11 protein-coding genes and 1 pseudogene are annotated in these 12492 nt (G+C 32.1%); all 12 read right to left on the minus strand.

Features of this window, described 5'->3' with window-relative positions; translation table 11 throughout:
* Positions 1-2: 2 nt before the first annotated feature.
* Positions 3-503 (minus strand): TIGR01741 family protein, encoded by a 501-nt coding sequence (locus JQN76_RS02045; protein ID WP_000142056.1) that lies wholly within the window; start codon positions 501-503, stop codon positions 3-5.
* 89 nt (positions 504-592) lie between these two features.
* The gene (locus JQN76_RS02050) at positions 593-811 is read right to left on the minus strand and encodes a hypothetical protein (protein ID WP_000431355.1); all 219 of its coding nucleotides are present in this window, start codon (positions 809-811) and stop codon (positions 593-595) included.
* Between the two features lie 134 nt (positions 812-945).
* Positions 946-1557, minus strand: coding sequence for a DUF5080 family protein (locus tag JQN76_RS02055; protein WP_000394913.1), 612 nt, complete (start codon positions 1555-1557; stop codon positions 946-948).
* A 144-nt stretch (positions 1558-1701) separates the two neighbouring features.
* A pseudogene (locus tag JQN76_RS02060) lies at positions 1702-2385 on the minus strand (DUF5079 family protein).
* 207 nt (positions 2386-2592) lie between these two features.
* Positions 2593-3084 (minus strand): TIGR01741 family protein, encoded by a 492-nt coding sequence (locus JQN76_RS02065; RefSeq protein ID WP_000142053.1) that lies wholly within the window; start codon positions 3082-3084, stop codon positions 2593-2595.
* A 10-nt stretch (positions 3085-3094) separates the two neighbouring features.
* Positions 3095-4939 (minus strand): DNA/RNA non-specific endonuclease, encoded by a 1845-nt coding sequence (locus JQN76_RS02070; protein ID WP_001815515.1) that lies wholly within the window; start codon positions 4937-4939, stop codon positions 3095-3097.
* A gap of 9 nt (positions 4940-4948) precedes the next feature.
* Positions 4949-5266 (minus strand): type VII secretion system extracellular protein EsxD, encoded by a 318-nt coding sequence (esxD, locus tag JQN76_RS02075; protein ID WP_000175723.1) that lies wholly within the window; start codon positions 5264-5266, stop codon positions 4949-4951.
* Positions 5266-5940 carry a DUF5081 family protein gene (locus JQN76_RS02080; RefSeq protein ID WP_000655872.1) on the minus strand — a complete coding sequence of 225 codons (675 nt, stop codon included), beginning with the start codon at positions 5938-5940 and terminating at the stop codon, positions 5266-5268. Before JQN76_RS02080 ends, esxD begins: the two co-directional genes overlap by 1 nt.
* Complete coding sequence (gene esxB / locus JQN76_RS02085) at positions 5940-6254, minus strand: WXG100 family type VII secretion effector EsxB (RefSeq protein WP_000509667.1); 315 nt, start codon at positions 6252-6254, stop codon at positions 5940-5942. Before esxB ends, JQN76_RS02080 begins: the two co-directional genes overlap by 1 nt.
* Before the next feature lie 15 nt (positions 6255-6269).
* Complete coding sequence (gene esaC / locus JQN76_RS02090) at positions 6270-6662, minus strand: type VII secretion substrate EsaC (RefSeq protein ID WP_001010291.1); 393 nt, start codon at positions 6660-6662, stop codon at positions 6270-6272.
* A gap of 29 nt (positions 6663-6691) precedes the next feature.
* On the minus strand, positions 6692-11131 hold the full coding sequence (gene essC / locus JQN76_RS02095; protein ID WP_000549282.1) for a type VII secretion protein EssC: 4440 nt from the start codon (positions 11129-11131) through the stop codon (positions 6692-6694).
* A 21-nt stretch (positions 11132-11152) separates the two neighbouring features.
* Complete coding sequence (gene essB, locus JQN76_RS02100) at positions 11153-12487, minus strand: type VII secretion protein EssB (protein ID WP_000240327.1); 1335 nt, start codon at positions 12485-12487, stop codon at positions 11153-11155.
* Between the last annotated feature and the right edge of the window lie 5 nt (positions 12488-12492).

A 12492-nucleotide genomic window follows, 5' to 3' on the forward strand; every position in this document is an offset into this window, starting at 1 on the left:
CCCTATATTTCAGCTTCATCTTGCTCTTTAATATATTGCTCGATTTCTTTAACTTTATTAATTTCATATTCCGTTTCTGGTAAAATTCCAAATTTTCTATACTTATAGTAATTTTGTCGACCTACTTGACCAAATTCTGAATTTATCCAATCAATATAATCAAATGAAACTTTTAATTCACCTTCTCTTGTAAAGTCAAATTCGCATGATGTCCATGGTTCATGTCCTTCTTCTTTAAATAAATTCCTTAAATCTTGAAATTGTTTATACAACTCATACACTGAATCCATAAATTCCGATTCCGATATATCATATTTATTTAATACACTAGTATAGTAGTATAATTCATTACTTCCAGGTTCTGTGTAATAGTAGAACACTTCTCCTCCTCCATCATCTATATATGCCATTGCATATACCTTTTCCCACTCTACCGGTATCATGCTGCTAATCTTATTCGCAATCTCGTTGTACTTTTGACTTAGTTTTTCTTCGAAAGTCATGTTATCTCCCCTATATTTTCATTACCGTTAAATAAAAAGCATTAAACAACACCCAAATGTCGCTTAATGCTTCTTCAAATTCGTTTTACTTATCTTAAACCTAAATATGCTAATAAATTTAAAACAAAAGCAATTATTGTTACGATAATTGCAATTTGCAATAACTTCGAACCTTTTTCAGCATCGTATTTTTTGTAATTAATACTACAAACAATACTTCCAATACCAAATAACGGTGTAACTATTGTTAATACAATAAATACCCATGTTGCAATTTTTAAGCCATTGCCTTGATTTTGGTTTTCCATCTCATTAACTCCTACTCATTATTTTGTCTTTCAATTTATTTAACTATTTATAATTATAGTAAAAAAGATATTAATAGTATATACTTTTTTACCATTTCATAAATAAAATTCACGCATACCTATATGTAATATCATTATAATAATCTCGATAAAATCATATTCAGAATAAATAACCAACAACTGAATAATATTGGCCTTATTACAACAAAAGCAAACGCTCCTTTTCTAACTCTAATAATTAAATCCCAAACAGCAAATATAACAATGATAAATAAGCTGAGTATGAAAAATGAGATACTTAAGTCACGTGTTTCCGCAGTAATTTGAGGTGTTGACTTTAATGTCATTAATACCGTTAGTACTATAGCTACTATCAAAGAAATAATCCCTTTATACTTAGCTATTTCAATATTTATACGTAAGCTTTCAACTGAATTGTATTCAGATTTATTAACTATTCCACTTGAACTATCTGTAATATTCTTATATTTTAATAATAATGGTCTGTTCCAAAGATTTCTAAAAGCCATCCATGCATAAAACAAACTCCCCATATACAAAATCACATTGAAATTTGTTAATTGATCATAGCTGTCGCCTATAAAGATATAAGTGATACCAATTATTACAAACACAATGGCATAGATGATTATAGGCAATACTACTATTTTTTCAGAATACATCACAGCAGTTAAATATATAATATAATACAGTCCGGCTACGACAATTAATAATAAGAACTCCATATTCGCACCTCAATATTCCATAACTTTTACTTTAATATCAATCCACTTAAATCCATTCACATCATTGAGTATAAAATAATATGGTGATATACGTTGAAGTTGATTTTCTTATATAAGTATACTTCACAGAATTTACAAAATCATTTAGTCATCATCTTCTGTATTTAATTCAAAAATATAGAATCTACTGTATTGCATAATAAATTGAAATGCCACAAATTGTGCTCCAGCGATAACCAACATGCTCACAATAATTATAAACTTGGATTCTACGACATTAGGAATCAATATATATTCGATAATTTTTTCAATATATATAAATGAGCTCAACGCAGTTAATAATAAACCGAAATGTGTTTTAGTTTTACCACCCCAGCGTTTTGTTACTTTAGGTAATTTTAACAACGTAAACATTCCGCCAATTACTAATAATAAATAGCTAATTATGATTGAAATCGTACCCATTAACCAATAATTGAATAAATCATAATGGTTTTGTACAGCTGCAAAATACTAAAGGTTACACAGTGCAAATACTACAGTGATCGTAGTTAACACATTTATAATAACTAAAAATCGAGCATATATTTTTTTATATTTCTGTGCACTTTCTTTTTCGAAATCTATAAACCTAATCCATTGAAGTAAACTAATTACAATAATTATTAATTCTATAATTGTCGTTATCTTTAAATAGTTTGGAAACCTTTCATAATCTAAACCAAAAAAGAAAGTTAGACATGAAAAAAGTATCAAAAACAATGATATTAAACTTAAGGCTTGTGCACCTGGCTTTCGAAGAATGTCTATATTTTCCTTAGTAGTCATATCTATCTCCTATACATTATTTTTTAAATAGCATATTACGTATTTAAAGCTATAAACTTAGATTCTTTTCGATTAAAAGTTTAAAAACCTAAAATTATCTTTATATTATTATTTGATGAGCATCAACTTTACGGTATCTATTGCTTTTTACTTAAACTCTAAAAAGACTAAACAAAGCTTTATTGTTTAGTCTCTCATGAAGATTGTCTATTCTTCTTGCTCTTTAATATATTGCTCGATTTGTTTAACCTCCTCCATTTCATATTCCATTTCTGGTATAACCCCAAATTTTTTGTACATATAATAATTTTCACGGCCCAATTGATCAAACTCTGTATTTATCCAATCTATATAATCAAATGATACTTTCAATTTACCCTCTCTTGTAAAATCAAATTCACATGATGTCCATGGCTCAAGACCTTCTTCTTTAAATAAATTCCTTAAATTCTTAAACAAGTAATACAGATTCATCCATAAATCATCAAATATTTCCTCTGAAACATTATAATCTTTAGATATATTCGTGTAATAATTCAATTCATCGCTACCTGGTTTAGTATAATTAAAGAATACTTCACCTCCTCCATCATCTATATAAGCCATTGTATATACTTTTTCCCACTCTACCGGTATCATACTGCTAATCTCATTCGCAATTTCATTGTATATTTTGCTAAGCTTCTCTTCAAATGTCATACTAACACCTCTATATATTTTCTATTGTTTTAACTTTTCGTTCATTATTAATCTCATATCCAACCTTAAATATAGTTGGCCTTTGACTATTACCTTTATATTTAACTTCTATTTTAATATTTTCTATTGGTTTTCCAGACTTGATTGCCTTTTCCCATAGTTTTTCCAACTTATACCATTCACCATTATCCTTAAATGAACGGTTGATATATTTACTTTGCGCCACAAGGTTATCTATGTCTTTTGACCCACCAAACATTCTAGCGATTAAATGACCACCATCATCGTCTGGTAATCTATCCTCTCCCCCCACAGTTCTTTGTGCATGGTTATTACGACCGCCATCTTTTAGAGAAAGATTGTCTACATAAACTTCTTTTATGCGCCCTTTATGATCGGTCCGATATATGTGACCAGTTGGTGTTGTATATTCTATATTTGCTTTTAGTTTCTTAGGTCTAAGTCTTGCATAGTGTTCTCCGAATTCAACCTTGGTGTAGTTTGGTGATTCAACATATTTTGATGAATTAATTTCATGGCTACTTACACTATGTTTACTTTCACTTCTCACCATACTATCTTTTGGACCATGTGTCACGTGATTTTGTGGTGTAACAGCACGCTTTATGTTTTGACCCATGTTTCTCAAAGTAGTTGTTTCAGCAAATTTTATACCACCCATTCCCGCTGGTGCAAGTTGTTGTTTAAATGGATGTGCTATTTCTTTATCAAGTCCATTATTTACTATTCGTTTGACATTTTGTGCTTGTTGTCCAATCCAATTTCTACTTTGTTGAACAGTATGAGTTGCTTGACCACGCATGTTACTCAACATTTGTCCAACATGAGTATTTTGAGCAAAGTTACGAGATTGATTCAACACACTGTTTTTCATCATTCCCATTTTAGGTGAAATACGACTAACCGCTTGTTGCATTGTCTTTTGCAATCCTGTTTTAACTGCAAATTTTTCTCCGCCTTTGAAGCCTAATTTCATTAAACTTTTCCCAGCACCTTTGAGGAAGCCCATACCTGGCAACGGAATAAGCGAAAGTCCTTCCATGATGCGTTCTTCTTTAGATAGCTTTCTTCCAGTTATAATATTTTTTCCTGTGGCTGCATTGGCTGCTGAATAAGCGGTATATGCACCTGCTGCTACTGCACCTGCGACAGGGTTGACTATAGTTAAAGCTATAATTCCGACACCCGCTAAAATATCAACTGCCAATTCTTTTTTCTTTTGCTCCTCTAGCTCTTCCGCTTCAGCTACTGTCATGTAATCACAAGAAGCGCCCTGAGTCATCATTTTTTCGAAATCACTCTTAGATAATTTCTTATCTTCTTTTTTCATTTCTTTGTAATGCTGATCAATTACTTTTACAAATTCTTGATCCGATTTTAATATTTCATCGATGCTATAAACATCGCTGTCACTTTTCTTGGCATCTCCCTTTGCAATTTTCCCAGAAGCCCCATAGGTATCTCTACCATGACCACCGCCATTTTTTATTAATATATTTTCCAATTTAACATTCGTTATACCTTTGAATGCTTTATCTATATCTTCTATAAATGGCGTGTCAATAATTTCTTTCATTTTCGAATCTAATTGAGATGCATAATCATATAACTCATTTTGATAATACCCCATTAATTTAGATCCTTGTGGACCTACTACACTACTCGTTAATGATATTGCGCCATCTTCGTCTAAAGAACTGACATCGCTTACCGCATCATCCATTGTTGTATCTACATCTAAGAAGTCTTGACCCTCTATTGCATCTATTACACTTTGGATAGATGACTTTTCATTGTCATAATCAGCTGTTAGATATTCAATATCTTTTGTCATGTCATGCACCTATCCCTCAATATTATAGTAAAGCTTGGCAAATTCCGTACCCCAATGTTCATCTGCTTCAAAGAACTTTTGTGCTGAATTCATGACGCCACCACCGAGTGTACTCAATGGACCTTTGAGACCACTAATGACTGTTGCAGCACTACTATAGCCGTTTTCCATAGAATGTGAAGCTTTTTCACTACTGTAGTAATTTAATTGCGCTATTTTTCCAAAGTTTTGAGCTATTTCATCATACTTTTGACTTATGCTTTCCAATTCTTTTACAACATGTGCAATCGTTTCAGCTTTAACACTAATTTTTCCACTCAACGTCATTACTCCTCTGCTTTATTAATATGATTTTCATCAGTATTGAATCCAAATAATTCTCGTATAAATGTATTAATGACACCAATATGAACATTCAGCACTTTATCTTTTAATGGGTATCGAATGAGTAGCAAATCATTTTGTTCATAAATGTTATATAAACTTTGTTGAGGGTCACCTTGATGATTGTATATTTCAATTTCTAAAACACGCCCAATCGTATCGATACTTTCATTATTTAAGTTCTCCAATGTTTCTTTGTCAATTTGTTTAAAGTCCCAATCATTGGATTTTTCTTGTCTCATCAATAAAGGATATGATTGTACAATCGACCACCATGCAATGTCTTTACTTATAATTCGTATTTGAAATCCATTATTTTTAAACCGGCTTAACAAAATATATTCATCTTTTTCAAAGCTAAATGGTGCAAAATACATATCATTAATTCGAATATTTACAATTGCGCTAATATACTCTCTGACTAATGTCGCCACTTTAAAACCTGCATCAGTTAACTTGTCATTCTCTGTTACTAATTCCTTTTCAATTAAAGCAGCTTTAGCTTCTTCAAAATTTGATGGATCAAACAATTCAAAATTTACGAGAGGTAATTTACTACCACCTAAAATTGTTAATTCTTCGTAAGAAAAATAATCTATTCGCTTAACATCTTTCATCATGGGTTCACCCTATCAAGCCCTTGCTTAATTGATAATGTATCGTATTTCGCTAGATTTTGACTTAAGTTATCAATTGCTTTTTGATGGTCAGCAATCGGTTGTACTAATTCTTCTTGAAACTTTGCCATAATGAGTAACACATCTTTCACCTTATTGGCGAACTGTCCTTCCCAATCACTACCTTCGATATACTCAGCGAGCTGTTGCGTTTGCTTTTGACATGCTTCAATATCTTTAGCTGTTTTTGCCGCTAATTGTTTTGCTTGATCAACCTTGCCACCATCTGCTTTAATACCTTTATAACCACCCATATCTTCACCTCAATATTAATTCATTGCTTTATTAAAATATTCACTTGCCTTTTCGCCAGCAATTTCCTTAGCTTTTTGGAGGGATTCTTTATTTTTATCGATATCTTCACCCAACATTTCAAGCTTTTGTTTCATCAAATTTCTTTTTTCGATATATAACGTATTGGGCGCTTTTCCTTTAACAGTTACACTGTCCTTATTAGCACTAGTTTTTGCAGTTTGTACGTCCTTTGCTGTGCTTTCAATATCATCTAGTGCAAAACTCAAATTAAATTCTAATCGCTTATATTGTTCAGCTTTTCTTAAATATCCAGAACGAACTTCAATTTCATGCGCAATCTCTTCAGCATGCTTTTTAATATCTTTAAATTTCGACTTAACCATTGTTTCAATATCATTAAAATTCATAACATACCTCCCTCCTATTTAATTCATTGCTATTTAAACCATCTAATCTTTTGATAAGCTTGGTTCGCGACCATATATGCTTCGTTTTCTTTAATAACAGGTTCTCGTTGAATAAATCTAAATTTAAAGAATTGTTGGTCTGAAATACGAATACCTATACTAAATTGGTTAATCATTTTACGTGCAACATCAATCTGTTTATCATAAGCATCTATTAATTCTTTATGAATGCCGACAAATAAAATGTTCAAGCCAAGTTCTGGTCCTTTTGTAATAAGCTTTTTAACATCATCTTCCGGAATATACGTGCAATCAATAAATGTTTTAAAATCATTGATAATATAAAGTGAATCTTTTTCAAATGGGCCGTCCATTTCTCTTTGCTTTAAGTCTTCAATCATTAGTTGATGAATCGCTTTAATGTCTTCTCTTTCTTCGGCAAAGTTAGCCACTTGATGCCTATAAGCTTTAAACTCTCCACTTGAGTCTGCGATACAAATCGCATATTTTTCATTTAATATGTCAATTTCTTTCATCATAATTTCAGCAATATGCGCAATTTCCCTCGGATTTTCTGATGAAATCATTGCTGGTTCAGTTAATTTAATTTTTTGTAGTGTAACACCTTCATAATCTAATCCAATTGGTAAAGCACCATTTGCAACTATATCCGGTAAGTTTAATGATTCTCTGTAATCTTCATATTTAATTTCATCTGGCATCATAGGAATATCATTTGGTGTTTCACCTTTATAAAATTCTGTCATCGCCGATACTTCATCATTAATTTGATCATTATATGATTTGGTCTCATCATGTTTAAATGGTTGGCCAATATGGAATGATACGTTGTCATCACTACTTAACAATGCTCGACCCACAACATCTTTAACCGCAAATTTTTGCTGTCCTACTACGTTCGACACCTCTGATTTATCATATAAAAACATTGCGATACGCGTTTTCATATTAATGTACATTGGTGTTTTCATAGCGTTAGCTCTTGAAGCAGTTAAGGTTACTTGCATATCTAATGCTAGCCCTTCACGCGTCATTTTAATCATCATATTTTCAAAAACTTCTTGGAAAGGTGAATCTTTTACTGCGTCAAAGTTATCAATAAGAATAAAGACATGCGGAATTGTTTCACCAGTTAATTTTCGATATTCAGAAATACTAGTGACACGATACTGACTTAAAATCTTCTTACGACGATCAATTTCATCATTAAATATACGTATCGCCTTAGCAATCTTGTCTTCTTGATCTACTGTAAAGTAATCAGCGACATGCGGTATGTCTGTGACTGGCATCAAACCATTGGTACCGAAATCGAACAAGTACATGTGTGCTTGATCAGGACGATGGTGTCTTGCAACATCGAAAATAATGTTATGTAAGAACGTTGTTCTACCATATCCTGGACTTCCGATTAACGCGATGTGCCCAGCTTTTTTCAATTGCAATACCATCGGTCCTTGGTATTGTTCTTCTGGTACGTCTTTAAGTCCTAATGTTAATTCCACTTCTTTTGCATCATCTGACCATAATTTTCTGAAATCTGTTTCTACTAAATCTTCTTGATATACATTTTCTGGCAATGGTGGTAGCCATGGACGCTTAACTTCTTCAATTTCTAATCGTGTTGTAATAGATTCGATATGATCGATAACCGCTTCTAACTCAGTTTGGTTTTCTTTCGTTTCTTCATCTTCAAGTCCACTCAAGTCTTTGTTGATTGCTTGAAGTTGACCATAGTCATTAATCATGTAAATCGTCTTATCTTCAACTTCTAATTTATCGCCTTCGATGTCATATGTTGCACCACTCCATGCAGATTGGAATAATTCATAAATTTCATTATTACCAACTTGTAAATACGCACGACCTGGTAATGTAATGTCTGCTGCATCTGGTGTTTTTAAAATTTCATTACTGTCTTGTCTATCTTGTACTTTTAATGCCAATTTAAATTTAGAGTTAGACCAAATTTGGTCATCAACAACACCCGATGGTTTTTGTGTCGCAAGTATTAAATGAATACCTAACGAACGTCCAATACGTGCCGTTGATACAAGTTCTTTCATAAAATCAGGTTGTTCTGATTTTAATTCGGCAAACTCATCGGAAATAATGAATAAATGTGGCATTGGTTCTGTCGCAACACCTTCTTTAAATAACTTATGGTATTGATTAATATGGTTAACGTCATGCTCTCCGAATAAACGTTGACGTTTTCTCAATTCGGCTTTGATTGATGTTAAGGCACGCATCGCTTCATCACCATCTAAGTTTGTAATCGTACCAACTAAATGGACTAAATCTTTAAATAAGTTCGCCATACCCCCACCTTTATAGTCAATCAATAGGAATGCAACTTCATGAGGGTGAAAATTAATAGCTAAAGATAAAATGTATGATTGGATAATCTCAGATTTCCCTGAACCAGTGGTACCAGCAACTAAACCATGTGGCCCGTGTGCTTTTTCATGTAAGTTCAATGATAAAATATCATCTTTACCTCTTACACCTAAAGGTACTGCCATCGTTTTGTATGTTTCGTTTTGTCTCCATCGATTAACCACATCAAGCTGATCTACTTCTTTCACGTTATACATCTCTAAAAATGTAATACTATCAGGAATTGCATTTTTCAAATGTTCGACGTGTATCAAATTCGCCAAACGTCTCGCGATATATTCTTTATCAACGTTATCAATATTTTCAGGTGTAAATTTCAATTGAACTAATTCTTTTTCTTTCGTAATCAGTTCGCCTTCAGTACGAGACTTGATATCAATAATGGTATCTACATGCTCTGGCAAACTTTCAATCACATCTTCAACAAAGATTAATGAAATACCATATTCTGATAAATCTTGGTTTACATATTCTAAAATGACATGATCAATAATTAATGACATATCTGTAATGACAAACACTAATTGCGGTGTGAAAATAATTTGCTCATTACTTCTGCTGCGTTCACGCACAGCTTGGATACGTTCTTTGATCATGCTATAAATTGACGTTAAAATTTGGTCACGTGTTCGTTGATTGTAAACAAACCCTCTAATGTTTTGACCTCTCAATGTCATATGTGGCAACCAACGTGCCCATTTCAATGTTTCAACTTCATCTTCACGTGTCACAAATAGAAACTCTAAATCATGATAACTATGGAATGTTGACAATTGGATTAGCATTTTCTCCAATTCTTCTAAAATGAGATGTCGTGCACCAATATATGCAATTGGACCATGATTTAAATCATTGATTAATGGTGCTTGTTCTACATCTGTGTAAAATTCATACAATTCTTTAGCATCGTCGAATAGTTCATCACGACGTTGGTTAAATTCTTCTTCTTGGTAATCTAATTTGAATGACTTTTCTACATTCGCAATACCTAACTTATAATGTAAGAAATCGTGATGATGCGATGTTTTTTCATATATTCTTGGTGCTTTCGTTTCAACGATATCTTTAATTTCAGCAACCGTTGGATAATGATAATTCAAACTAAAACGTTGTGCTTTAATCGCTTTATTAATTTCTTTAGATTTATTATCCAAATAAGCTTTGTAATCTTTCTCTCGTTTTTCAACATCTTTGTTATACTTTTTCTTTTCAGAGAAATACGTTGTAATACCAAATACTATCGTTACTGTACTCATACCAATCATCATTAAAATATAAATACCAATTGGTCTCACTAAAAAGATGACAACAGTTAAAGCAATCATTACTAATGGCGGTATAATGGAACGCCATATCACTGTATTGTTCTTCTGTATTGGCTGTGGCGGTCTTTCAATCTTAATATCATCGGTCGGTTCACGGTGAATAATCCTTGGCGAACGATGGTACGTATTGTAATCATCTGCCTGTGCATGTGGCATCTCTTGTGTTAAGCGAATTAATGACGATGCCACTGTATTCTGACTCAATACATTTAAACCATCAGCTTGTACTTCGAGCCATATCCCTTCAACATAAATATGATCACCAATGTAAGCTTTGTTTGTTAATTGCTCTTGTAGTTCATAGTTAATATACACATCTGTATTTTTATCGTGCACAATGCGTACGTATTGTGATTCTTGTATTGATTGAAAATCTTTAATAATGATGGCATTCATCAAGCTTTGAATAACCATATCATCATACGCATTTGGCCCAATTGTCATCGTATCTTGAATTGAAGGATAAGCAAATGATGCATAATCAGCTTCTGTATAAAGTTGTAATGTAATGTCATCAAGGTCACCTTTTCTAACAAGCACCTTATTAATAGAAGTATGATTCGCTTGCCAAGTACCTTGATTATTTTGTTCTAAATGAATGACTTCGCCTAACGATTTCAACGTAATATCTGCACGCTCGTCTTCGCTAATAGTATATGTCTTACCATCTCGCAAATTGAGCATCTTCAATTGTTTGTTATATTTTATAATCAATTTATGCATTGTCTTTGCCTCAGTCCTATACTATTTTTTTCTTTCAGCTTCTTGACGTTTTTCTTTATCTTTTTGTGCTTGTTCTTTTTGTTTCTTTTCGTTCTCTTCTTGTTGCTTTAATTTCTCATCTTTTGCTTTTGCTTTCTCTTCTTCAGATTTCGCTTTTTCATCTTTAACTTGTTTTTCTTTGTCTAAAATATCTTGCAATTTATCGTTATACTTTTTCGTTTCTTCAGAACGTTTATCATTCGATAAATCTCCGTTATTTTTAATCTCATTTAATTTATTAATCAACGCTAACTTTGTAATATCGTTATCATCTAAATAAGTGGCTATATTAATCGCTTCATCAAGATGTCCTTGTCCTAATTCCATCCAATATAATAAGTAGTCTTTGTTTGAATTTGGTGTCACGTTATTAAGCAAGTTTTCTTTCTTATCTTTTTCTAAACCTTGTTTATTTGTTTGAATATAGCTTTTGGCATAAATGTAAAGCGCTTCTTTATCTAATTTTTTTCCATCTAAATCATCATACGTATTTAGTACTTGCGTATAATCTTCCTTCACAAATGCTTGGTATCCTTTTTCAATGCGCTCATTATGCTTCATTACTGAAAAATATAAAAAGGCTAAGAATACAATTAATAACACACTTAACGTTGTCATACCGATAGCAACCCATTTAAAAACGGTATGCCCTACTTTACGAACATATGCATAATTTTCACTATAATCTTGTTCTTGTTTCTGATATTGTTCATCTAAAAACGAAGTTAATAAGTCTAACGTTGCCGCTTCAATAACTTTAGTTTCAAATGGTGTTCCTTTATGTAGTTCTAAGTTTCCTTCAACTAATGCGTCAAATGATTGTTTCTCATTGAATGCACATATAACCAGTGCTTTATATCTTGTTAAAAATTCAGCTTCCGACATTGGCAAAGGGTCAACAACATTTTGTAATCCTCTCGTTTTGGCAATCGGCAATCCATCTCTTGTGAAAAATAATTCATCTGGTGCCAACACAAATGTGTAGCGTGTACGATTTACTTCTTCTAAATTTTTGATATTAAGTAAGTAACGTAATTTTTCATTTTTAGTAAATGATTTAATATTATCAAAAGGTGTATGATTGTCATTAATGTCATAATGTATTTGGAAACTATCACGTAGTTCAGTTAGTTCAGCATCTATAAAATATGGAGAATGTTGTTCTAATAAGTACATTAAATGAAAATGTTCTGGTTTAATTGAAGACTTAGGAATCTCTCTCATATCTAAACGTAATTTTGTTTTAGCTGCTTCTTCGGCATCTAAAGGTGTTAACATATCTTGCATTTCATTTTTAGGGTCATGATTTTTAACCATCTATT

The sequence above is a fragment of the Staphylococcus sp. SM3655 genome (assembly GCF_016917315.1).
Classification (GTDB): Bacteria; Bacillota; Bacilli; order Staphylococcales; family Staphylococcaceae; genus Staphylococcus; species Staphylococcus aureus.

Coding starts and splice junctions, on each gene's coding strand:
- esxB (WP_000509667.1), bottom strand. CDS start 6,254: ATGGGTGGTTATAAAGGTATTAAAGCAGATGGTGGCAAGGTTGATCAA.
- JQN76_RS02045 (WP_000142056.1), bottom strand. CDS start 503: ATGACTTTCGAAGAAAAACTAAGTCAAAAGTACAACGAGATTGCGAAT.
- JQN76_RS02055 (WP_000394913.1), bottom strand. CDS start 1,557: ATGGAGTTCTTATTATTAATTGTCGTAGCCGGACTGTATTATATTATA.
- JQN76_RS02065 (WP_000142053.1), bottom strand. CDS start 3,084: ATGACATTTGAAGAGAAGCTTAGCAAAATATACAATGAAATTGCGAAT.
- esxD (WP_000175723.1), bottom strand. CDS start 5,266: ATGACGTTGAGTGGAAAAATTAGTGTTAAAGCTGAAACGATTGCACAT.
- essC (WP_000549282.1), bottom strand. CDS start 11,131: ATGCATAAATTGATTATAAAATATAACAAACAATTGAAGATGCTCAAT.
- esaC (WP_001010291.1), bottom strand. CDS start 6,662: ATGAATTTTAATGATATTGAAACAATGGTTAAGTCGAAATTTAAAGAT.
- JQN76_RS02050 (WP_000431355.1), bottom strand. CDS start 811: ATGGAAAACCAAAATCAAGGCAATGGCTTAAAAATTGCAACATGGGTA.
- JQN76_RS02080 (WP_000655872.1), bottom strand. CDS start 5,940: ATGAAAGATGTTAAGCGAATAGATTATTTTTCTTACGAAGAATTAACA.
- essB (WP_000240327.1), bottom strand. CDS start 12,487: ATGGTTAAAAATCATGACCCTAAAAATGAAATGCAAGATATGTTAACA.
- JQN76_RS02070 (WP_001815515.1), bottom strand. CDS start 4,939: ATGACAAAAGATATTGAATATCTAACAGCTGATTATGACAATGAAAAG.